16 protein-coding genes are annotated in these 23,064 nt (G+C 69.4%); 6 read left to right on the top strand and 10 right to left on the bottom strand.

Annotated features, from left to right (window positions below):
* Positions 1-216: 216 nt before the first annotated feature.
* The 4 genes from ABD236_RS10770 to ABD236_RS10755 all read right to left on the bottom strand — a co-directional run bounded on the left by ABD236_RS10770 (position 217) and on the right by ABD236_RS10755 (position 6,019).
* On the bottom strand, positions 217-1,899 hold the full coding sequence (locus tag ABD236_RS10770) for an ABC transporter family substrate-binding protein (RefSeq protein WP_344072901.1): 1,683 nt from the start codon (positions 1,897-1,899) through the stop codon (positions 217-219).
* Between the two features lie 97 nt (positions 1,900-1,996).
* Positions 1,997-4,081 (bottom strand): dipeptide ABC transporter ATP-binding protein, encoded by a 2,085-nt coding sequence (locus tag ABD236_RS10765; protein ID WP_344072899.1) that lies wholly within the window; start codon positions 4,079-4,081, stop codon positions 1,997-1,999.
* Positions 4,078-4,983: an ABC transporter permease gene (locus tag ABD236_RS10760; RefSeq protein ID WP_344072897.1), complete on the bottom strand. Its 906-nt coding sequence runs from the start codon at positions 4,981-4,983 to the stop codon at positions 4,078-4,080. The genes ABD236_RS10765 and ABD236_RS10760 overlap by 4 nt, the downstream gene beginning before the upstream one ends.
* Before the next feature lie 52 nt (positions 4,984-5,035).
* A complete protein-coding gene (locus ABD236_RS10755; protein ID WP_344074206.1) occupies positions 5,036-6,019 on the bottom strand; it encodes an ABC transporter permease in 984 nt (327 codons plus the stop codon).
* Between the two features lie 352 nt (positions 6,020-6,371).
* On the opposite strand from ABD236_RS10755, the gene ABD236_RS10750 reads away from it, so the two are divergent.
* The 3 genes from ABD236_RS10750 (at position 6,372) to ABD236_RS10740 (ending at position 13,403) form a co-directional block, all read left to right on the top strand.
* Positions 6,372-7,970, top strand: a complete 1,599-nt coding sequence (locus tag ABD236_RS10750; protein ID WP_344072895.1) for a sigma-70 family RNA polymerase sigma factor — start codon at positions 6,372-6,374, stop codon at positions 7,968-7,970.
* A gap of 352 nt (positions 7,971-8,322) precedes the next feature.
* Positions 8,323-10,734 (top strand): non-reducing end alpha-L-arabinofuranosidase family hydrolase, encoded by a 2,412-nt coding sequence (locus ABD236_RS10745; RefSeq protein ID WP_344072893.1) that lies wholly within the window; start codon positions 8,323-8,325, stop codon positions 10,732-10,734.
* A 41-nt stretch (positions 10,735-10,775) separates the two neighbouring features.
* The gene (locus ABD236_RS10740) at positions 10,776-13,403 is read left to right on the top strand and encodes an RICIN domain-containing protein (RefSeq protein WP_344072891.1); all 2,628 of its coding nucleotides are present in this window, start codon (positions 10,776-10,778) and stop codon (positions 13,401-13,403) included.
* A gap of 130 nt (positions 13,404-13,533) precedes the next feature.
* Here ABD236_RS10740 and ABD236_RS10735 read toward each other — a convergent pair whose 3' ends face one another.
* Both ABD236_RS10735 and ABD236_RS10730 read right to left on the bottom strand, forming a co-directional pair.
* Positions 13,534-13,890 (bottom strand): hypothetical protein, encoded by a 357-nt coding sequence (locus ABD236_RS10735; RefSeq protein WP_344072889.1) that lies wholly within the window; start codon positions 13,888-13,890, stop codon positions 13,534-13,536.
* A gap of 315 nt (positions 13,891-14,205) precedes the next feature.
* Positions 14,206-15,057: an alpha/beta fold hydrolase gene (locus tag ABD236_RS10730; RefSeq protein WP_344072887.1), complete on the bottom strand. Its 852-nt coding sequence runs from the start codon at positions 15,055-15,057 to the stop codon at positions 14,206-14,208.
* Between the two features lie 103 nt (positions 15,058-15,160).
* Between ABD236_RS10730 and ABD236_RS10725 the strand changes: the two genes are divergently transcribed.
* From ABD236_RS10725 to ABD236_RS10715, 3 genes are all read left to right on the top strand, one after another.
* Positions 15,161-15,574, top strand: coding sequence for a winged helix-turn-helix transcriptional regulator (locus tag ABD236_RS10725; protein ID WP_344072885.1), 414 nt, complete (start codon positions 15,161-15,163; stop codon positions 15,572-15,574).
* A gap of 328 nt (positions 15,575-15,902) precedes the next feature.
* Entirely contained in the window at positions 15,903-16,994 is a 1,092-nt protein-coding gene (locus tag ABD236_RS10720) for a pentapeptide repeat-containing protein (protein WP_344072883.1), read from the top strand.
* Positions 16,995-17,412: 418 nt separating this feature from the next.
* On the top strand, positions 17,413-18,591 hold the full coding sequence (locus ABD236_RS10715; protein ID WP_344072881.1) for a Cmx/CmrA family chloramphenicol efflux MFS transporter: 1,179 nt from the start codon (positions 17,413-17,415) through the stop codon (positions 18,589-18,591).
* Positions 18,592-18,667: 76 nt separating this feature from the next.
* Here the strand turns inward: ABD236_RS10715 and ABD236_RS10710 are convergent, their stop codons facing one another.
* The 4 genes from ABD236_RS10710 to ABD236_RS10695 form a co-directional block, all read right to left on the bottom strand.
* Positions 18,668-19,156 carry a hypothetical protein gene (locus ABD236_RS10710; RefSeq protein WP_344072879.1) on the bottom strand — a complete coding sequence of 163 codons (489 nt, stop codon included), beginning with the start codon at positions 19,154-19,156 and terminating at the stop codon, positions 18,668-18,670.
* A 172-nt stretch (positions 19,157-19,328) separates the two neighbouring features.
* Positions 19,329-20,372: a hypothetical protein gene (locus ABD236_RS10705; RefSeq protein WP_344072877.1), complete on the bottom strand. Its 1,044-nt coding sequence runs from the start codon at positions 20,370-20,372 to the stop codon at positions 19,329-19,331.
* Positions 20,369-21,829: a phenylacetate--CoA ligase family protein gene (locus tag ABD236_RS10700; protein ID WP_344072875.1), complete on the bottom strand. Its 1,461-nt coding sequence runs from the start codon at positions 21,827-21,829 to the stop codon at positions 20,369-20,371. Before ABD236_RS10700 ends, ABD236_RS10705 begins: the two co-directional genes overlap by 4 nt.
* Positions 21,830-22,489: 660 nt before the next feature.
* Positions 22,490-22,984, bottom strand: a complete 495-nt coding sequence (locus ABD236_RS10695) for a hypothetical protein (RefSeq protein ID WP_344072873.1) — start codon at positions 22,982-22,984, stop codon at positions 22,490-22,492.
* Between the last annotated feature and the right edge of the window lie 80 nt (positions 22,985-23,064).

The raw sequence follows: 23,064 nt of genomic DNA, 5'->3' as shown, positions 1-23,064 counted from the left end.
AGGTCGACATAGCGACGCGACGCGAAGTTCTCAGCCTGGGCGACCATGACCCGAAGCTAGCAAAGGGGACCGCCGCTGCCCAGACACCGTCCACGGTACGGTCGGCCGACCGCACCGGAACGCGCTCACGGCCCACCCGCGGCTGGTGCGCGGATGGGCCGAGGCAGGCGTGCCGCACCGCCCCGGGCAGGGCCCGGCGCGGCTGCGGGCACGGGGCTACTTCTGCCAGCCGACCGTCTCGGGCAGCGGGCTGTAAAAGATGGTCGCGCCGATGTTGGCGAGGCCCTTCTTCACGCCGTAGGTGGAGGGGCCGCTGTACAGCGGCAGGAAGGCGTACTGCTGGAGGGCCTTCTGCTCGACCTTGTTGACCGCGGCGACCTGCTGGTCGAGGTCGGCGATCTGCGTGGCGGCGCGGATCTCCTTGTCCAGTTCCGCGGTGCCCGCCCCGGTGATGTTGGAGTCACGGTCGGAGCAGTAGAAGTCGCACAGATAACGCGCCCCGAAGGGGTCCATGGAGCGGTTTCCCGACAGGAAGAGGTCGAACCTGCGCTCGCTGAGGATCTTGGAGAAGTCCGAGTCGTCCGCCTTCTTGATGGTGAGCTGGACGCCGACCTGCTTCAGCATCGCGGCGAACGCACCGGCGGTGGCCTTGGCCAGCGGGTCGTCACCGAGCAGGGTGTACCCGACTTCGAGCTTCTTGCCGTTCTTAACGCGCACCCCGCCGTCCCCAGGCTTCCAGCCCGCCGCGTCGAGCGTCTTTCCCGCCTCCTGCGGCGCGTACTTCAGCACGGTGGAGACGTTGTCCTGGTAGCCCTTCTGGAAGCTGTAGAGCACGGCGGAGCCGGGCAGCGGCTCCTTGTAGTCGAGCCCCTGGAACTGGATCTTCGCGATCTGGGTGCGGTCGACGGCCTGCTGGATGGCCTTGCGGACGTTGATGTCGGCGAGGACGGACGACTTGGTGTTGAAGTAGAGCGCGTACTCGAACGGGCTGCCGCCGCTGCGGATCTCCGTGCCCTTGAGCCCCTTGATCTGCTTGAGGTTCTCCGCGTCGGAGGCGGAGGTGTAGTCGACCTGCCCGTTCTTGAAGGCGTTAACGGCCGCCGTCGACTCCAGATTGACGTAGACGCGCTTGTCGAGCTTGCCCTTCTTCCCCCACCACTTCGGGTTCCGCACGAAGGTGATGTTGCCCGAGTGCGCGTCCCAGCTGCCGACCGTGTACGGGCCCGCGCCCCACTCGGGGTGGGCCGTCTTGACGTACGCCTTGTTGAAGTTGTCGACCGTGGCGGCCTTGGGGTGCAGGAACGTGGTGAACAGGCTGGACCAGGCGGCGTTGACGCCCTTGAAGGTGATGACGGCCTGCTTGGCGTCCGCTCCCTTCTCGACCGAGGTGATCCGGTCGTAGCCGTCGGTGGACGAGGCGGCGAAGGCCTTGTCCGAACCGTTGTTGGCCTTCCAGGTGGCCTGGATCGCGGTCCAGTCGATCGGGGTGCCGTCGTTGAAGGCGGCCTTCGGGTTGATGGTCAGCGTGACCTTCTGGTTGCCGCCCTCGACGGAGACCTTCACATCGCTGTAGTAGTCCGGGTTGTACTGCACCTCGCCGGTGGGCGAGTACGTGATCGCGTCGGCGTTGTACCAGGACCAGACCCGGGACGCGGTCAGGGTGGCATTGACGTTGAAGGGGTTGCCCTGCTCGTCGAAGGTGCCGACGGTGGTGTAGGTGCCGCCGTCCTTGATGTTGTCGTACGGCTGCGGGTTGTAGTCGACGACCGACGACGCGGCCTTGCGCTCGCCCTGGCCGTCCGCCGGCGCCGCGTCCTTCCCGGAGGAGGACTGGCACGCGGTGGCGGCTACGGAGATGGCGGCGAGGAGGGCGACGGGCAGGGCCAGTCTTGCACGCATGGCGGAGTGGTTCCTTCGGGATCGGTGTGGGTGTTCGTGAGGGCGGGGGTTCGAGCGCGTGCCGGGGCCGGCCGGGACGGGGCTCGGCAGCCGGTGCTCAGGCGGCATGGCAGGCGTACTGGTGGGCGGGCTGCCCGGCCGCCTCGGTCAGGGCGGGGCGCCGCGTACGGCAGCGCTCCTGGACGTCGGCGGCGGCCAGCCGGTACAGCGGGCACCGGTCGACGAAGACACAGCCCGGGGGCAAGCGCCTCGCGCTCGGCTGCTCGCCCTCCAGGACGACGCGTTCGCGGGTGCGTTCGCGCTCCGGGTCGGGCACCGGGATCGCCGAGAGCAGCGCCTGGGTGTAGGGGTGCCGGGGATCGGAGAAGAGCGTTTCGGCTGGGCCGGTCTCGACGACGTGCCCCAGGTACATCACCGCGATGCGGTCGGAGATGTAGCGGACCACCGCCAGGTCGTGGGCCACCACGAGGTAGGCGAGGCCCAGTTCGCGCTTGAGGCGCGCCAGCAGGTTGATCACCCCGGCCTGCACCGAGACGTCCAGGGCCGAGAGCGGCTCGTCCAGGGCGAGCAGCTTCGGCTCGGTCGCCAGGGCACGCGCGATACCGACCCGCTGGCGCTGTCCGCCGGACAGCGCGGCCGGGAAGCGGTCGCTCGCCGAGCCGTCCAGACCGACCAGGGCCAGTAGTTCGGCGATGCGCGAGCGGATCGCCGCGCGGTCCCGCCCGATGGCGTGCAGGGGCTCGGCGAGCAGGTCGAAGACGGGCAGCCGCGGATCCAGCGCCCCGAGCGGATCCTGCATCACGATCTGGACGTCCTGCCTCAGCTCCCGTACGCGCGCGGCGGAGTCGGCCGTGCCGACGTCGGTGCCGGCGATCTCGATGCGTCCGCCCTGGGGCCGTCGCAGCCGCAGGATCTCCAGCAGCGTCGTGGTCTTGCCACTGCCCGACTCTCCCACCAGGCCCAGGGTTTCCCCCGCGCGCAGTTCGAAGCTCACCCCGTTGACGGCGTGCAGGGTCCCGACCCGCCGCTTGAGCAGGGCGCCCTTGGTGACGGGGAAGGTCTTGACGAGGTCCTCGACCCGGAGCACCACCTCACCGGCCTCCGCACGGGCGGAGCCGTCGGGGTCGGCGACGGGCGCGACGCCGCCTGCGGGGTCCAGCGTTCCAGCGGCTATCTCCTCGGCGCGCAGACAGGCCACATGGCCGTGACCGGTGACCGATCGGAGCTCCGGTTCGTCGGTGCGGCAGGCGTCCAGGGCGAGGGCGCAGCGGTCCGCGAAGGGGCAGCCGGCCGCCAGGCCCACCAGGACGGGCGGTTCCCCGGAGATCGGGACCAGCGGCCGGTGGACGCCGCTGTCCACGGTCGGGACGGCGGCGAGCAGCCTGGCGGTGTACGGCATCGTCGGCCGTCGGAAGAGTTCGTCCACGGCCGCGCGCTCCACGAACCGGCCCGCGTACATGACGGCGACGTCATCGGCGTGACCGGCCACCACCCCGAGGTCATGGGTGATCAGGACGAGGCCGGCCCCGGTCTCCCGCTGGGCCAGTCGCAGCACGTCCAGGATCTGGGCCTGCACCGTGACGTCGAGGGCGGTGGTGGGTTCGTCGGCGACGAGGACGGACGGCCTGTTGGCGATCGCCATGGCGATCACGACGCGCTGGCGCATACCGCCGGAGAACTCGTGCGGGAAGGACGTGGCCCGCTCGCGCGGGTCGGGGATGCCGACGAGGTCGAGCAGTTGGACGGCCTGCTCCCAGGCGACCCGTTTGGTCAGGTCCTGGTGGACGCGCAGGGCGTCGGAGAGCAGTCTGCCCACGGAGAAGATCGGCGTGAGCGCGGAGAGGGGGTCCTGGAAGACCATGCCGATGTCGTTGCCGCGCAGTTCGGACAGCGCCTTGTCGCCGAGGCCGACGAGGTCGCGTCCGCCGAGCAGGACCTGGCCGCGCAGGTCGGCGGAGGGCGGGAGCAGTCCCATGATGCCCATCGCGGTGGCGGACTTGCCCGAGCCGGACTCGCCGACGATGCCGAGGGTGCGGCCCGGCAGGAGGTCGAAGCTGACGCCGCGTACCGCCTCGACGGTCCCGGCCTCGGAGGGGAAGGAGACCCGCAGGTCGCGCACCGAGAGCACGGGGGTGGCGCCGGTGGGCGCCGTGGGCTCGGTGAGGGTCGTCGTCAGGGTCATCGTCGGCCTCCTGCCGCACCGGTCACGGACGTGGGGTCGAGCGCGTCGCGCAGCCCGTCGCCGATGAACGTCATCGACACGGTGAGCAGGACGACCAGGCCCGCGGGGAAGGCGAAGAGCCAGGGGGCGCTGGTGACGGTGCCCGCGCCGTCCGCGAGCATCGTGCCCAGGGACACGTCCGGGGTCTGGACGCCGAACCCGAGGAAGGACAGGGCGGTTTCGCTCAGTACGGTCGCGACCACGCCCAGGGTCAGGTTGACGATCAGCAGCGAGCCGAGGTTGGGGATGATGTGGCGCACGATGATGCGCAGGGGGCGCACGCCCATGAACTCGGCCGCCGTCACATAGTCGCGTTCGCGCAGTGACGTCGACACGGACCAGATCACTCGCGCGGTGGACATCCAGCCGAACACCGTCAGGACGAGGATGAGGACCCGCCAGTCGCCCGCCAGCCGGTGGGAGACCAGGGCGAGGATGAGGAACGAGGGGACGATCAGCAGGAAGTGGATGACGGCGAGGGTCGCCTTCTCGACCCGGCCCCCGAAGTAGGCGGCGCTGGAGCCGATGACCGCGGCGATGACGACGGTCAGGACGGACACACTCACCGCGATCACGAGGGAGCGCTGGAGCCCGTGCACCGTGGAGGCGTAGATGTCGTTCCCGCCCTGGTTGGTGCCGAACCAGTGGGTGGCGCTCGGTGGCTGGGTGAGTGCGGCGAAGTCGGCGTCCGCGTACGCGTACGAGGTGAACAGCCCGCCGAACGCGCTGAAGAGCACCAGCAGTGCGAAGATCACCACGCCGGCGACGGCGAGGCGGTTGCGCAGGAAGCGCCGCAGGTAGAGACGGCCACGGCCGAGGGGGCGCGGGCCTGCCGGCACCTGTGCGGTCACCTCTGGCGTCACGTGCGGCTTCCTGTCCGCCTGCACATCAGTAGTAGTCACGTCCGAGGCCACGTCAGCTCACCCGCACTCTCGGGTCGAGGAAGACGGTGGCGATGTCCGCGAGGATCGCACCGATCGCGGTCAGGGCCGCCGCGAAGGCGGCGGTGGCGACCGCGCCGTGTACGTCGTTCTTGTTGATGGTCTGGATGAAGTAGCGGCCCATGCCGTTCCAGCCGAAGATCGTCTCGGTGAGGACGGCCCCGGTGAAGACGGCCGGGACGCTGAACGCGACGGACGCCGCCGTAGGGATGAGTGCGGCGCGCAGCGCGTGCCGGCGGATCGCCTTGGCCCGGGTGAGGCCGGTGGCCTGGGCGGTGCGGACGAAGTCGGCGTTGAGCGTGTCCAGCAGCAGCGATCGCTGGGTCAGGTGGTAGCCGACGTACCCCATCAGGGTCAGTGTCAGGGTGGGCAGGATCAGGTGCAGCAGACGGTCACCGATGGTCGGGAGCAGCCCTTGTACGTTCGGAGAGTTCTCCCCGGCGACGTAGAGGAAGTGCATCCCGGCGTGCTGGTTGAGCCAGATGGCCACGAAGACCACCGCGAGCGCGGCGACGGAGGTGGGTATGTTGAACACCGCGATGGACACCGCCTGGGTGACGCGGTCGGCCCAGCCGTACTGCCGGGAGGCGGTGTACACCCCGAGCGCGACGCCGATCACGACGGACAGGACCGTCGCGATGACGACCAACTCGGCGCTCACCAGCGACCGGTAGCCGATCTCGCCGTTCACGGAGACACCTGTGGGGGACTTCCCCCAGTCGAAGCGGAGGAAGACGGCCGTGAACCAGTCCCACCACCGGTGCACGACCGGCACGCTCGGGTCCAGGTTGTACGGTGCGAGAGCCCGGTCGATCTGCGCCTCGCTGCGGACGGGACGCAGCTCTTTGAAGTTGGAGCGCGGGTCCAGGAACCAACTGGCGAGGAAGTAGGTCGCGTTGGTCGCGACCACGATCATCAGCAGCCAGCCCGCCGCCTTGCGCATCACATAGCGCACCACGTCCGGCACCTCCTCACCGCATGTGAGGGGAACGCCGCGAGGGCGCCGGGGCTGAGGGAGGTATGCATGCGCGGTGGAGCCTTCTGACCAGGGGAGACGGAACGTATGCACTGACGTGCGAACGTGAGTCTGGTCCGTACCTGTGAGGCGGCACCAGGGTTTGAAGGATCCCGCCATGAGGCCGAAACGCCGCTGTTGCAAAGCGGCTGGACGGCAGGGTGAGGTGAACGGCTGGCGGCGGCGGTCCTCGCCCCTGTCGCGGACGCTTTGGCCGTATCCTTTTGCTGACGCTAAGGTATGCCGCCGTACTCGGCGGATCGCTCCCCCGAGGGAGGTGGGGAAGGGCGGATTCATGGAAGCGGAGCACGCGGGGCTCGTTGTCGAGGCGCAGGCCGGTGACGATCGGGCGCGTGAGGAACTCATCGCCGCCTACCTGCCATTGCTCTACAACATCGTCGGGCGAGCGCTGAGCGGGCATGCCGACGTCGACGACGTCGTCCAGGAAACCCTGCTCCGCGCGGTGCGCGATCTGCCCGCCCTGCGCGCCCCGGAGAGCTTCCGCTCCTGGCTGGTGTCGATCACGATCCGTCAGATCAGCACGCACCGCCACCGCCAGCGGACCTTCGCCGGGCGGACGACGGTCATCGACGAGGCACACGAGATACCGGACGCGGGCGCCGAACCCGAGGACATGACGATCCTGCGGCTGCGTATGTCCGACGAGCGCCGTCAGGTCGTCGAAGCCACCCGGTGGCTCGACGCGGACCACCGGGTGCTGCTGTCGCTGTGGTGGCAGGAACGCGCCGGACTGCTCAGCCGCGACGACATCGCCGCAGCCACGGGACTCACCGTCGCCCACGTCGGCGTGCGCGTGCAACGTATGCGCGAGCAGCTGGAGCTGAGCCGGACGATCGTCGCCGCGCTGGCGGCCGACCCACGCTGTCCGGGGTTGGACGGCAGCGTCGCCGAGTGGGACGGCGCGCGGACATCGGTGTGGCGCAAGCGGATCGCGCGGCACACCCGCGGATGTGCCCGCTGCGGGGCGACGACGGCGACACGGGTCCCGGCCGAGCTCCTGCTCTTCAGCCTCGCGCCGCTGACGGTCCCGGCCGGGCTCGTCGCCGCGCTGGCCGCCAAGGGCCTGCTGTCGGGTACGGCCGTGAGCGCCGCCGGACTGGCCACCACCCCAGCAGCCTTTGGCACGGCGGCGGGGGGAGGCGGTCTGCACGGGTCGCTGGTCGGCAAACTCTCCGCGGTGACCGCGCATCCGCTGCTGGCCCTCGCCACCGGCGCGGTGCTCGTCACCGGGACCGCCGTCTACGTGACCTGGCCCGCACCGGCCGATCGGGCACCCGCCATCAGCGCCCCTCCCACAGCCGGGGAGCCCAGCGGCACCCGGCCCACGGCCGGCTCTCCGGCGCCAACCCCTTCGCGCCCCGTCACGCCGAGCCCGTCCCGTACCAGCCCGTCGGCCGGCCCGTCCCCGGTGGTGCGTCCGTCCGCCGCCCCCGGCACGGTTGCACTGGGTGCCCAGTCGCTGGAGTCGGTGGACGCCCCCGATCTGTACCTCACGTACTCCGGCGACTTCGCGACGCTCGGCCCGGTCTCCGCGTCCAGCGACGCGCAGACACGCCGACGGGTCACCTTCACCGTCGTCAAGGGGCTGGCCGACTCCCGGTGCGTCACCTTCCGCGCCGCCGACGGCCGCTATCTGCGCCATCGTGACCTGCGGCTGCGGCTGAGCAGCAGCGACGGCAGCGCCCTGTTCCGCGAGGACGCCACCTTCTGCGCGCGCCCCGGGGCGGTCGCCGGGTCGGTGACCCTGCACGCCCACAACTACCCCGGGTCGGTCCTGCGCCGGCGTGACGGCGGTATCTGGCTCGACGGCTCCGACGGCACCCGCGCCTTCGCCGGACAGGCTTCCTTCATCGTGCGCAGGCCCTGGGTCTGAGGAAGCGCTCCTCGCGCAGGCGGGACGGGCAGGCCGGGCGACGGCCGCCCGTCCGCGACCGCCACCTGTAGGCACCCCGGAACGAGGCATGCCCTTTTTGCCGGGGCGACCAGGTCGCGGGGTCCCGCGTAACACTTTCTGCCTGCGAGATGCATCACCGGGCAATCCGCCGGGTCGCGCCACTTTTCCGTTACGGGACCGCGGGCTCGTCGGCCTCCCCTTATGTGGGGTGCTCTTCCCGCCGCTCGCCCCCGGCGTGCGGGCGCGGCAGGGCCCCGACCTTCCCGTTGACGTATCTCATGAAGGAATCCGCTCCCATGACGCGACACATCCACGACCTCCGAGGAGCATCGTGAAGGGCCTGCACCGGCTCAGCCGGCGTCGCCGCACCGTGGTGACAGGAGTGTCGGCCGCCGCGCTGGTGGCCGGTGCCATGACGCTGCTTCCCCACTCCGCCGGAGCCGCCGCCCTGGGGTCGCAGGCGGCACCCTCTGGCCGGTACTTCGGCACCGCTCTGGCCGCCGGCCGGCTCAGCGACCCGGCGTACGCCGCGATAGCGGACCGGGAGTTCACCATGGTGACGCCGGAGAACGAGATGAAGTGGGACGCCGTCGAGCCGTCCCGGGGCACGTTCACCTTCGAAGCCGCCGACCGGATCGTCAGCCACGCCCTGGCACACGGCCAGCGCCTGCGCGGCCACACCACGGTCTGGCACTCGCAGCTGCCCGCCTGGGTCCGCTCCATCCGCGACGCGAACACCCTGCGCGGTGTGATGAAGAACCACATCACCACCGAGATGAACCACTACAAGGGCAAGGTCTATGCCTGGGACGTGGTCAACGAGGCGTTCGCCGACGGCTCCGGTCAGCATCGCGGTTCGGTGTTCCAGGACGTGCTCGGCAACGGCTTCATCGAGGAGGCGTTCCGTACCGCCCGGACGGCCGACTCCTCGGCCAAGCTCTGCTACAACGACTACAACATCGAGAACTGGACGGACGCCAAGACCCAGGGCGTCTACCGGATGGTGAAGGACTTCAAGTCCCGTGGCGTGCCCATCGACTGCGTCGGGTTCCAGAGCCACTTCGGCCCCGGCGGCCCGCCGTCCAGCTTCCGGACCACCCTGTCCAACTTCGCCGCCCTCGGCGTCGATGTCCAGCTCACCGAGCTGGACATCGCCGGTGCCTCGCCCGTCCACTACGCGGGCGCGGTGAACGCCTGTCTGTCCGTGGCCCGGTGCACCGGCATCACGGTGTGGGGCGTCCGCGACCGCGACTCCTGGCGCAGCGGGGAGAGCCCTCTGCTGTTCGACAACGACGGCAAACCCAAGCCCGCCTACACCGCCGTCATGAACGCCCTCAAGTCCGCCCCGGGCCCCACGCCCGGCGCGTCCGGCACCCCCACGGGCGGAACCGGTCCCGCCCCCGGCGGGTCCGGCGGCGGGGAGATCAAGGGCGTCCCCTCCGGCCGCTGTATCGACATCAACGGCTTCTCCACCGCCAACGGCACCCAGGCGCAGCTGTGGGACTGCAACGGGCAGAGCAACCAGCGCTGGACCCACACCGCGGGCAGACAGCTGATGGTCTACGGCAACAAGTGCCTGGGCGCCCAGGCGAAGGGCACCGCCAACGGCACCGCGGTCGTCATCCAGGACTGCGACGGCAGCGCCGACCAGCAGTGGAAGGTCAACACCGCCGGCACGATCGCCGGCGTCCGGTCCGGGCTGTGTCTCGACGCCGTCGGCGCGGCCACCGCCAACGGCACCAGGATCCAGCTGTACTCCTGCTGGACCGGCGCCAACCAGAAGTGGTCCGGCCCCTCCCAGGCACCGGCTCCGACGTCATCCGCGCCGACCGGCGGCAGCACCTGCGCCCTTCCGTCGACCTACCGGTGGTCGTCGACCGGAGCGCTGGCGCAGCCGGCGAACGGGTGGAGGTCGGTGAAGGACTTCACCCACGTGATGTACAACGGCAAGCACCTGGTCTACGCCTCGAACGTGTCGGGTTCTTCGTACGGCTCGATGGCCTTCGCTCCCTTCACCAACTGGGCGGACATGGCCTCGGCCCGCCAGACGGGGATGGGCCAGTCCGCGGTGGCGCCGACGCTGTTCTACTTCGCGCCCAAGAAGATCTGGGTGCTGGCCTACCAGTGGGGCGCGTGGCCGTTCATCTACCGTACGTCGAGCGACCCCAGCAACCCCAACGGCTGGTCCGCGCCGCAGCCGCTGTTCACCGGCAGCATCCCCGGCGCCGCCCCGATCGACCAGACGCTGATCGCCGACGGCCAGAACATGTACCTGTTCTTCGCCGGTGACAACGGCAAGATCTACCGGGCGAGCATGCCGCTCGGGAACTTCCCGGGCAGCTTCGGCTCCTCGTACACGACCGTCATGAGCGACACGGTCAAGAACCTCTTCGAGGCGCCGCAGGTCTACAAGGTCCAGGGCCAGAACCAGTACCTCATGATCGTCGAGGCTCGGGGTGCGAACGAACAGCGCTACTTCCGCTCCTTCACGGCCACCAGCCTGAACGGTTCCTGGACTCCGCAGGCCGCCAGCGAGAGCAACCCCTTCGCGGGCAAGGCCAACAGCGGTGCCACCTGGACCAACGACATCAGCCATGGCGACCTGGTCCGCACCAACCCTGACCAGACGATGACCGTCGACCCCTGCCATCTGCAGCTCCTCTACCAGGGCAAGTCGCCCACCGCGACCGGCCCGTACGACCAGCTGCCGTACCGGCCGGGTCTCCTCACCCTGCAGCGCTGAACTGCCCGATCCACGGTGACATGCAAGGAGAACACCCCCCTATGAACAACCCCACGAACGGCGGGCGCCGCGGACGGCACCGTCGTCGCTGGAGCGCCACCGCTCTGCTGCTCGGTGTGCCCGCAGCCGTCGTGCCGTACCTCCTGCTCACCCAGGAGGACTCGCAGGCCGCGACGGTCGACGCCGACGCCTACTACAGGCTGGTTTCGGTACGCAGCGGCAAGGTGGTGGACGTCAACGCCTTCTCCACGGCTGACGGCACCCGTATCCAGCAGTGGAGCGACCAGAGCACCGTCAACCAGCAGTGGAGACTGAGGTCCACCGGGGACGGTTACTACAAGCTCGTGAACCGCAACAGCGGCAAGGTGCTGGGTATAGCGGGCGCCTCGACCGCCCGGTCAGCCGCCGCGGAACAGCAGACCGACAGCTCTTCCGCCTCCCAGGAGTGGCGGATCGACGACGTGAGCGGCTCCGGCGCCGTCACCTTCACCTCCCGCAAGAGCGGCCAGGTCCTGGACGTCTCCGGAGGCTCCACGGCCCAGGGCGCGGCGATCATCCAGTATCCCGGCAGGGGCAGCACCAACCAGTACTGGAAACTGGTGAAGGTGAGCGACGCCCAGAAGCCTGCGGCGGGAGCGTATGTGTGGAAGAACGCCCAGGTGGTCGGCGGTGGTTATGTCACCGGCCTGGTGTTCAACCCACGGGAGAAGGGCCTGCTGTACGCACGCACCGACATGGGCGGCGCCTACCGCTGGGACACCGGGGCCGAGCAGTGGATCCCGCTCACCGACTGGCTCGGTGAGAAGGACTGGAACCTGCTGGGCATCGACGCGCTGGCCACCGACCCCGTCGACCCCAACCGGCTCTACCTCGCGGCGGGCACCTACACCAACAACTGGGCGGGCAACGGTGCGCTCCTGCGCTCCACCGACCGGGGCCGCACCTTCCAGCGCACCGAACTGCCGTTCAAGCTGGGCGGCAACGAGGACGGCCGCGGCGCGGGTGAACGGCTTGTGATCGACCCCTCGGACAACCGCACCCTGCTGCTGGGCACCCGTAAGAACGGCCTGTGGCGCAGCACGGACAGCGGGGTGACATGGCGGCAGGTCTCCTCGTTCCCCGTCAAGGACGGTGCGAGCACCGGCGCGGGCATCTCCTTCGTGACGTACGGTCCGGCCGGCAGCAACACGGTCTACGCCGGTGTCGCCGACCGGTCCACCTCGCTGTATCGCTCCACCGACGGCGGCAGCACCTGGCACGCCGTGTCCGGGCAGCCCACCGGCCAGCTGCCGCAGCACGGCGTGTTCACCGGTGACGGCTCGCTGTATCTGACATATACCAACACCCTCGGCCCCAACGGTGTGACGGCGGGCTCGGTCTGGAAGTACACACCGGCCGGTGGGGCGTGGAAGAACGTCTCCCCGTCCAGCGGTACCTACGGCTTCTCCGGCCTGGCCGTCGATCCGCGCAAGCCGTCCACGGTGATGGTCACCACCCTCGACCGCTGGTGGCCCGAGGACGAGATCTACCGCACCACCGACGGCGGCACGACATGGACGGCACTGGCCGGCAAATCGGTACGCAACGCCTCGGCCGCTCCCTACGTCGGCACCCACACCGGGCACTGGATGACCGCCTTGGCCATCGACCCCTTCGACTCCGGGCATGTGCTGTACGGGACGGGCAACGGCATCTGGCGCAGCAAGGACGCCAACGCCACGGACAACGGCGGTACCAGCCACTGGACCGTGGGGGCGCGGGGCCTTGAGGAGACCGCGCTGATGGACGCGATTGCCCCGCCCGGCGGTGCCGCCGTCATCACCGCCATGGGTGACCAGGGCGGCTTCCGCCACGACGACCTGACCAAGGTGCCCGCCGGGCGGCTGGCGAACCCGATGATGGCCAACAGCACCGATATCGACTTCGCCCAGTCCTCTCCCTCGGTGATGGTCCGCGTCGGCCATGGCGGCGCGCAGGACGGCGCCTACTCCACCGACGGCGGCGTCAGCTGGAACGGCTTCAAGGCGCAGCCGGTGGCAGGTGCCCGGGACGGCCGGATCGCGCTCGCGGCGGACGGCTCCTCCATAGTCTGGACCCAGGCCGGCCAGGTTCCGTACCGCTCCACGGACAAGGGGGCGAGCTGGTCCAAGGTCGGTGGCCTGGGCACCGACGCTGTGGTCGTCGCCGACCGCTCCTCGGCCGGGACGTTCTACTCGCTGTCCGGCGGCACGCTCTACGCCAGCACCGACGGGGGAGCGACCTTCACCCCCCGCGCTGCCAAGCTGCCCGCCGACGGCCGGCTGACGGCCGTGCCCGGTGTCGCGGGGGACCTGTGGATCGCCGACGGCGGCCAGGGGCTGCTGCACTCCACCGACGGCGGCCGCACCTTCACCACGCTCCCCACGGTGAAGTCCGCATCCGCCCTCGGCTTCGGCAAGGCCGCACCCGGCGCCTCTTACCAGGCCCTGTACCTGATCGGCACGGTCAAGGACGTCACCGGGGTCTTCCGCTCCACCGACAAGGGCGCCACCTGGCTCCGCGTCAACGACGACGCCCACCAGTGGGGCAGCATCGGCGGTGTCGGCGTCATCACCGGCGACCCCGACACCTTCGGCCGCGTGTACGTCGGCACCAACGGACGCGGCCTCCAGTACGGCGACCCGTCCTGACACCGACACTCCAGCGGGGCCGCAGGCAGCACGGCTTGCGGCCCCGCCTTGCCGGTGTGCGCCCATGTGATCCGGCGTCTCGACCAGCTCGCCGAACTAAGGGGGGCCAAGCGAACGCTTGGAGCGGAGCTCAGGTGTGGGACCGGTCCTCTGCGGCCGTGTCGGTGACAGGGCGGAAGACCAGGCCGTTCTGAGGCGAGAAGCTCGAGTGGACGTTGGGTGGGACAATTACGCTCACCGTGCCGGAGCAGGACCCGTCCGCGTAGAAGAACGCGTTTGCGTCGGTCCTGTTGTCGGCCTCTGACGCGCCCTGGATGGCGAAGCAGATGAAGTTGGCCCGGTTGGTGACATCGATGGTGTGGCCACGGGGGTACTTGAGGGTCAAAGTGCCGTGGGCCGCTTCGGCATTGGCGGTGAGCCCGACGATGAGGGCTGTTGCCGCAGTGGCTGTCACCCCGAGTTGCACCAGGCGTTTGAGCGGGAACATGAGGTCTCCTTCCCCCGTGGTGGCGCCGCGTGGTCGTTGAGGAGAGCCAGCTCTCCGAGAACAGCGCCTTCACAGAGGAGAATCCATGTTTCTGGGTGCATTTCGAAAGATGATTGATGAAATCCCACCCGAAGAGATGATTCGATGTTTAAGGAACATCACTCGCACGAGTGAGCCGCTCCCCGCCGCACCTGGCCGGCTTCCTGCGCAGCACGCTGAACGCGGCGGCCCACGGCGGTTCCTCGTGCGGTCGTCTTGAGCCCACCCCCTGTCCGTGGGCTGAAGGGCGGATATCGCATGCCAACCCCGCCCCGGTCACGCTGCTTTCGTGTCTTCACCGGCCAGGAACGGATGCAGCAGCGCGAGCAGGGCGCGTGGTCGGTGGAGGGGGATGATGTGGCCACAGTCTTCGATGACGTGGCCGGTGAGGTCGTCGGTGAACGGGCGGAGTTGGCGTTCCAGCGCAGCGCCGACGGGTCGGGCGCCGAGCGCCATGGTGGGCACCGTCAGGCGGGTGGTGGCGAGGGCCTGCTCGACCTGGGCTGCGCTCTCGGGCAGGGCGCGGTAGTACGAGAACGCGCAGCTCAGTGCCTGGCGGCCGGTGTATGCGCGGACGAACGCGTCCCGGAGGGCGGGGCGTACCCCGTCACCGAGTGTGCCGGTGTTCAGGAACCAGTCGACGTAGGCAGCCTCGTGGCCCTCCAACACGGTCTCGGCGAGGCTGGGCGCGGCGGTGTGGAAGCCGAACCACCACGGCGGCCCGTCGGCGAGGAATTCCTCGGCGCCGGGCAGCCTGCCCAGCAGGGACTCCATGACGACCAGGCGTCGCACCAGATCTGGGCGGCGCAGGGCGAGGAGGAAGGCCGGTGCGGTGCCCGCGTCGATGCCCACCACAGCGGCCGAGGACACGCCCAGCGTGGTGAGGAGTGCCGCGGCGTCCTTGGCCAGGGTGCCCGCGTCGTAGCCGGAGGCGGCCCGGCTGCTCGCGCCGAACCCGCGCAGGTCCGGCGCGATGACGCGGTAGCGACTGGACAGATCGGCCATGACGTCCGTCCACAGCTCCCAGGTGTGCGGGAAGCCGTGCAGCAGCAGGACTGCGGGGCCCGATCCGCAGAGGGCGACGTTCAGTTCGACACCGTTGGCGAGGACGCGTCGCAGCTCGGGCATGGAGGGGCTCCAAGTGCTTGGTGAGTGATGGTGACCAGGTCACGCTAGGGAACTAACCTGGTCTTCCCAAGACGGCACTTTCCCTTCAGGTGGTGAGCCCCAGGTGACCACGTCGAGGCTCGGCGAGCGTGACCAGCGACCCGGTGAGCGCGGGGACCTGCTGGATCCGCTGTGCCCGACCCGCCAGTTGCTCGACCGTATCGGCACCAAGTGGACGTCGATGGCGGTCAAGGTACTGGCCCAGGAGGCTCCGGGTGAGCTCCGTTTCGCGGAACTTCGGCGCCGTATCCCGGGCATCTCACAGAAGATGCTGTCCGTCACCCTGCAGAGCCTGGTCCGCGATGGTCTGGTCGCGCGCCGCGTGGAACCCACCGTGCCGCCCGCCGTCCACTACCGGCTCACCGAGCTCGGCCTGTCCCTCGAAATCCCGCTTGCCGCCCTGCGGGTCTGGGCCGAGACGCACATGGCGCAGATCGACCACAGCAACCGGCTCGCCGACCAGTCATCTCCCAATTGACGTCTGGATCGAATGTATCGAATGCATCGAATGTGCCGGTCACGGCTGCTCGTGGTTGGCCGCGAGAAGGAGGTCTCCAAGCTGTCCCTCAGGCTCGTGCAGTGTTCGTGCGGCACTGCGGCACGCGGTGCGGCGCGTCGGTGGTCGGTGTCTGACCCGGTCGGTGCGACTCCGAAGGAAGTAGTCGCGGTGTGGCATCCGTAGCCGTGGCCTTGGTGTGTGGGCCAATGACGGTATGCCGAGGATTCGTCGATTCGGTCGCCTGCGGCGTGCGGCGGTCCGCCGCAGGGCGCAGCCGAGGGACGCGGCCTCGTCGCGGCTGACCCTGTTGCTGCTGAGCCTGCCAGGCATCGCTGCGGTGGCCGCCCTGCTCTTCACCTGGCTGCAGGTGGGGCAGACGGGAAAGGAGCTACGGATCGCGGAGAAGGGCCAGATCACGACGCGTTTCAACACCGCGATCGGCAATCTCGGATCGGATTCGATGGATGTCCGGCTCGGCGGCGTCTATGCGCTGGAACGCATCATGAAGGACTCTGCCGCGGACCAGCCCGCAGTCGTCTCCGTACTCACTGCCTATGTACGGCGTCACGCGCCCCTGCCGGCCACCACGCCTGCGCCCGCCCCGGATGTCCAGGCCGCGATGGACGTGCTCGTACGCCGCCGCCCTGACCGGGACGGCGGGGTGGAGACCGACCTGAGCCATACTTCGCTGCCGCGCTGGAAGCCGACGCAAGTCGTCCAAGCCCGCTCCATCCACCTTCCGGGCGTGGTCATGACCGAGTCGGACTTGAGCGGCGTGGATCTGGGTGGAGCGGACATGCCGAAGGCCAGGTTGGACGGCGCAAAGCTCACCGACGCCGCCGTGTACGGCGCGAACCTGACCGGGGCCACGTTCAAGGGCGCGAACCTGCGCGGTGCCGACTTCGACGCCGCTGACCTCTCCAAGGCCGAGTTCCCCGGGACCGACCTCCAAGGCACGAAGTTCACCCGGGCAAAACTGCAGGGGACAATCTTCTGCGTAATCGGACCGTGCGCCAGGAACCTCACCGGGACCAGCTTCTCCCAGGCCGACCTCACAAAGGCGTTCCTGCCGCAGCTCGACCTGCGCAAGGTCGAGTTCTGCGACCGGAACATGTTGGTGTCGGTGTCGGGGCTGTCGCCACAGGAAGAGCAGTCGTTCGTCTGCGCCGTGCTACGCGGCACCGACCTCATCTCCGCTCGCCTCTCGGCGGTTGATCTCAGGGGCGCCGACCTCACAGGCGCCCTCCTCGCGTGGGCGGATCTCACAGGAGCCGATCTACGCCAGGCGAATCTGACCGGTGCGAATCTGACCGGCGCGGACCTGACGGGCGCGAAACTGACCGGAGCAAAACTGGCGGGGGCCATCCTCAGGGACGCCAAGGGGCTGCCGTCCTCGTGACAGGCGGGCGGCGACCGCACGCCCCCAGACGCTACAGATGCGACTCACGGCAAGCCCTGCACGCGACCGGCACAGCGCCGAGGGCGCGCCCCGAAACGTCGTGTTCCCCCGAATCTCCAGCTGACCTCACGGTGACCTGCGGTAGGAATATCGGCTGGTACGGGGCCTGCCGCTGGTAAGGCATTTCATGCCGGTGAAACCTGTGTGCTTCGGCGGCCATTGGCGGGGTAGCGTACGGACCATGTCGAGTCCTGAGTCAGACACGGTGGGGGCTTTCGGTCACGCCGTCAGCCCCCTGAACCACTGAGCTCGTAGCCCTGTCGTCAAGCCGCTCCGTGCGGTACGACGAGTGTGCGCTGGGGACTGGCCGCGGTGACGAGATGACCTTCTCGTGTTTCTCTCACCTCGGAGCCACTCGATGCCTCTGCCGCTGTATCTGCTTGCCCTGGCGGTCTTCGCCATGGGGACCTCGGAGTTCATGCTCGCGGGCCTCTTGCCCGATATTGCCTCAGATCTTGACGTCACCGTCGGGACAGCAGGGGTTCTCACCTCGGCGTTCGCGATCGGCATGATGGTCGGTGCCCCTCTCATGGCCGTACTTGCCCGTACCTGGCCCAGGCGCGCCGGCCTCCTCGGGTTTGTGCTCGTTTTCGCGGCAGCTCACGCCGTGGGTGCCTGCACCGCCAGCTTCCCCGTCCTGTTCGCTACCCGGATTGTCGCCGCGCTCGCGAACGCAGGGTTCCTGGCGGTCGCTCTGACGGCTGCCACCGCATTGGTCCCGCCCGACCGGAAAGGACGCGCCTTGGCGGTGCTGCTGTCGGGCACGACGGTGGCGACCATCGCCGGTGTCCCTGGGGGATCGGTGCTCGGCACGTTGCTCGGCTGGCGGGCCACATTCTGGGCTGTAGCCGCTCTTTGTCTGCCCGCGGCTCTCGGCATCATGAAGGCAATCCCAGCGGGACGCGACGAGGGCGAGGTGGCGGGAAGGCCGGCCTTGCGAGTGGAGCTCGCTCAGCTCACCAGGCCGCGGTTGGTCCTGTTGATGCTGCTCGGTGCGCTGGTGAACGCGGCGACGTTCGCCAGCCTCACCTTCCTCGCGCCCGTGGTGACCGGCACCGCCGGGCTGGCCGAGATATGGGTGTCTGTCGCGCTGATGCTCTTCGGTGCTGGTTCCTTCGCAGGCGTCACCGTCGCCGGACGGCTGTCCGACCGGGGACCCGGTCTGGTCGTCGCGGTCGGCGGACCCTTGCTGCTCATCGGCTGGCCGGCCCTGGCGGTGCTGGCCAGAGAGCCGCTCGCCTTGTTCGTCCTCGTATTCGCGCAGGGTGCACTGTCGTTCGCGCTGGGCGGCACGCTGATTACCCGGGTCCTCCACGAGGCCGCAGGGGCTCCCACCATGGCAGGCTCGTATGCGACTGCCGCGCTCAACGTGGGCGCCGCCGCCGGCCCCGTCATCGCTGTGGCCACCCTCAGCACCCGAGCCGGGGCCCTCGGGCCGCTCTGGGCGAGCGGAGTCCTCATCACGGTGGCGCTGCTCATCGCGTTGCCGCTCCGCACCGCCATCACAGCGGACCAGAGCACCGAGGTGCTGCGATGATCCAGGAGCACGCCCTCTTGAACCTGGCGTCAAAGTCCTGGCCGGCAACTCGGGTAGCTGGTAGGTGTTGGCTCGTTCAGCACATGGTGCGGGTGACCGTGGTGTCGGGGATTTTGGCGGCCTCGTAGTTGCTGTGGTTTCCGGTCAGTTTGGCTTTGGCGCCGGTGGTCTTGAAGGTGAACTGACCGTGAGCCCATCCGTCACAGTTGAAGCGGAACGCGTTGGTGGTGAGGGCGGGCTGGTCGCTGAGCCCGTTGTAGACCAGTCCGAAACCAACGCTCTTCACCAGCTTTTTCCGCCCGTCACGGATCTCGAACTTTCCGCCGACACGGCAGGTCATCTGACTCCAGCCGATGACCTGCCCGCCCCAGCACTTCGCCTGGAAGGAGCCGTGGGTGCCGCCGTAGGTGCTGAGGCAGCTCTGCCAGCGCACTGAGGTCCACCGGTCGGAACTGTAGGCGTCCGCCTCCGCAGTGCAGGTTTCGTCGGCGGCCCCAGGGGCGGCAGCAGGCGCTACGGAACCAGTGTGCGAGGGCGCCGCCGCTGCCGTTGCGGCCACCGTCATACAGACGGCTGTGACTACACGGATCATCTTGGTCGTCTTCACATGCAGGTGAACGACGACCACTGTCAACGGTCACCCAGCACGTCGGTAAGCAGCGCCCAACAAGCCGACGGTCATTGGTCACTGGTCACTGGTCACTCGTCCGTGACGCACGCGGCGTGGCCGGGTAGACCTATTCCGGCGCTGTGCCGTGTGCCCTCACCGCGACCACGACCGGCACTGCGGTATGCCCCGCCTCGCGGGCAGCGCGGCGTGCGCGGCCGGGGGAGGGGGCGTGGCCGACGACGCGGCCGTCGGTGACGGCCAGCCACTCTCCGTCGGGGTGTCGGTCGGCGATTGCCAGGGCGGCGGCCACGTCCTGGTCGTGGAAGGGGTCGGCGGACGGTTCCACGGCGGTGCCGCGCCATTCGACCGTGCGGCGCTCAGGTCCGCGGCGCCCGCGCCAGTAGGCGTACTGCCCGACGATGCACGGGCCGAGTCCGGTCAGCAGCGGAACACCGCCGTGGACCCGACCCGTGACGGCTGCCGCGAGGACCACGGACACCACGCACAGTCCGATGATCGCGCCGTACCAGCCGGCCGCCCGTCCGAAGGCCTTGGCGGCGACGAGCGGCCACAGCGTCAGCATCAGACAGTCACCGAGCCCCGCCCCGATGGGTGAGGTGCCGTCGTTGACGGCCAGCATCGGCCCGAGCGGCATGCCCGCGAAACGGTGCACGAGGTGGGCGGTGACCGAGGTCAGCCCCGTCGCCAGCAGGTCGTAGGGTGCGAGGAGACCGGCCAGCGCCGCGACCTGGCCCGCGGTCATACCTGTCTGGGCCCAAAGGTTGCTGACCCCGATCACCGCGAGGGCGAGCAGCAGGTCACCCGCGGCGATCCTCGCGGGCACCCATCCCGCCAGATGGGCGGTGAGGATGAACGCACCCAGGGCCAGCGTCACGGCCGCACTGCGCCGCCCGCCGGCGAGTGGGGCGAGGGCCATGGAACAGGCGCCCAGAAACACCGCGCCGAACGCACAGGTCGTCAGGGTGCGCGGCAGATGCAGGTAGATGAAGGGCATCGAGACCAGGGTGACGGTCATCACCGCGATGTCCGAGCGGACGAAGCGGCCCACCGGCGGGCGCGGCATGCGGACGCGTCGCTGGTACTGCGCGGCGAGTGCGATGACCGCCGCCAGAGCGGCCAGCAGGGTGAGCGCCTGGGCGAGTTTGCTCATGGGGCACTCCATACCGGGTGGCGACGCGCGGAGGCCAGCTCGAAGCTGTGCTCGGTCAGATCGGCTCTGACGCGGCAGGGTTCGGGCAGGTCGGCGGGATCCTCCAGCAGGACGACGCCACTCAACGGGAGATCGTCGAACCGTTCCTCGACCCGGGCCAGCAGTGCCGGCGACGGACGGTCCGCGACCACGTACAGCCGAGGTTTCTCCGAGGTTGCCGCCAAGGCATACCGGGTCGGCAGCGGAAGTCGCCGTTCAGCCTGGAGGCGGTCCAGGACGGCGCGCGTGGTCAGTTCCGGCGAGCCGTTGCTGTGCCGACCGAGGATCCGTGAGGTGGCGGGCATGCCGTGCAGGGAGCAGGTGGGGGGTTCGGCGCCGGGCAGGCGGCGCACGAGGTCGCCGGTGTCGTAGCGCAGCAGGAGCGTGGTGTCGCGGTACTGCGTGTACGGCGTCACGACCAGGGTGCCGGCCTCGCCGGGTCCGGCCGGGGCGTGGGTGAGTGGGTCGAGCACCTCGATGTGGGCCTGTTCGGCCGACAGATGGAGGTGGCCTTCCTCGCACGCGAGCCCGGCGGTCGGCATGGTCTCGGTCATCGAGTACGTGTCGGTGACCTGTGCCCCGAACGCCTCCTCGGCGCGGCTGCGCAGCGAGTCGCTGAGCACTTCGCCCCCGACGAGGATCTGCCGCAGACCGAAGTCGGCAGGAGCCCAGCCGTCACGTTCCGCGGTCTGCACGAGGCCGCCGAGGGCGGATGCGGTCACGATGAGGTGGGAGACCTGGGGCTCCTTGCCCCGCAGCCGCATGGGGGTGGCGAGCCGGTCGATGATGATCCGGGGGTCCACGGTCCCCATGGCGATGAATCCGGCGCCGACCATGGCCAGTGCGCGCTGCACGTTGAGCTTGGCCAGGGTCGCCCGCGAGCTGATCGTGCTCAACACGATGTGCCGGCTGCGCAGGGCGGATCCCATCAGGAACGACATGGCCGACAGCGCGGCGGCGAGTTCGAGCTCGTACCGCGAGAACCACACACCGGTCGGTGTGCCGGTCGTCCCCGTGGTCTGGGCCAGCAGAACCGGCTCGGAGCGCTCGGAGACGAACGCCGACGACGCGGCGCGCAGCGCCGATTTCGGCGTCGGCGGGATCAGCGCGAGCGTGTCGAGGGAGATGTCATGGGAGCTCAGGCCCAGTTCCTCGAAGAGGCGGCGATAGTACGGAACATGTCCAGCCGCTTGCCGTACCGTCAGTTTCAGCCTGCGGTCGGCCATCGTCCGCTGGATCTGCGGATCCGGCTCCGTGCCGCCCGGCAGCATTACGGCGGCCTCCTCACCGGGCTCGCCGAACTCCTCGATCGTGGCCCGCAGATCGGCCACCGTGCCCTCCAGGCCGCTGACGCTCAGCCGCCCGCCTCGCAGCATCCGCGCGCCGTACTGGATCTGCCGGACCATGGTCCCGAACACGTGCCTCGCCTCCCCTCGCGGCGCGGGTGGCCAGTGGGACACCGGCCACCCGCTCAGGTTCGATCAGTGACGATCACCCGCGAAGGGGTGTCAGCCGCTTGTGAAGACCGCGGCGGTCATCGTGCTGATCGCGTAGCGGGCGTAGCGCCCCCAGAGCGCAACCATGGATTCCTCCTTGAGTTCGTTCGGTTGAGTTGAACTTTTGGTTCCGCCGGGGCCGAGGCGTTCTCGTACCGCAGGAAGATCGCGGTGCGCCCGGCCACGGCAGTCTGTGGCGGGTCCTCAGGAGACCCGAGCCCGCACTCGGTACGAGGCGGAGTGGAACCGCTGGAGTTCTCACGCTGCCGCTGCTCACCGCGGCGAGGTCGCCTGGCCCTGACTCGTGCCGTGGTGCGTACGTATGGTTTCGGTTGCGCGCGGCCACGGGTAGCTTTCGCCGTGCACGCGCAAAAGCCCTGGTGGGGATGTCAAGCGCCCAGGGACCACGTGGATACGGATCCGTCGCGGATGCGTGGACTTGGGCAGTGCCCGGTTCTGGGCTTGCCTGGATTCGGCGCCGAATCTGACGGCAGCTGCGGGAGCGCTTACGCCGTGGTGGGGCACGGCGGTGTGGTTGGACACACCGTCACGGTGAGTCCCTCGGTCTCCTGGCGGTGTGGGTCAGCAGGAGGAGTATTCGCCCCAGTTCGCGCCGTTGGCGTAGGCGTGCCAGGAGCCGCCGGCCTGGGAACAGCCGTAGGGGATGGTGACGATCGCCTGCCAGGTGTCGGGGTTGGCCGAGTGGATGGGCACCCACCCGGAGTACACGTCCTGGGGGCCGTCGACGGTGTCACCGCTGGCGCACGCCTGGCCCACGTAGTTGAGCGTCTGCACACAGGGGTGTGCCGACCAGGCGGTGCCGCTGTGACCGAGCCAGTAACTGTGGGAGTACTGGAAGTGGGCTCGGACGTAGCCGCAGCCGTCGTACTGCTGCTCCACCTGGCCCGCGTACACACCACCGACGTTGATGTTGCCGGGGTTGCCGATGTTGATGGTGGTGCAACTGGTGGTGGCGGCCTGCGCAGTACCGCCGGCGCCGATGGCGGCGCCGCCGGCGAGAGCGAGGGTGGCGGCGGTGAGGGCGATAGCGCGTCGGGGCTTGGGGAGCTTGAGCATGGGTGCTGTCTCCTGCCATGAGTGGCCCGGGCCCCGCTTGGGGGCGGACATCGGATTGACCGTGGCTGATCGTGTCTGGC

It is taken from the genome of Streptomyces crystallinus, from assembly GCF_039521265.1.
GTDB classification, from domain to species: Bacteria; Actinomycetota; Actinomycetes; order Streptomycetales; family Streptomycetaceae; genus Streptomyces; species Streptomyces crystallinus.
Note: the sequence above shows the minus strand (reverse complement) of the source record. Positions and strands in the feature narration are given on the sequence as shown.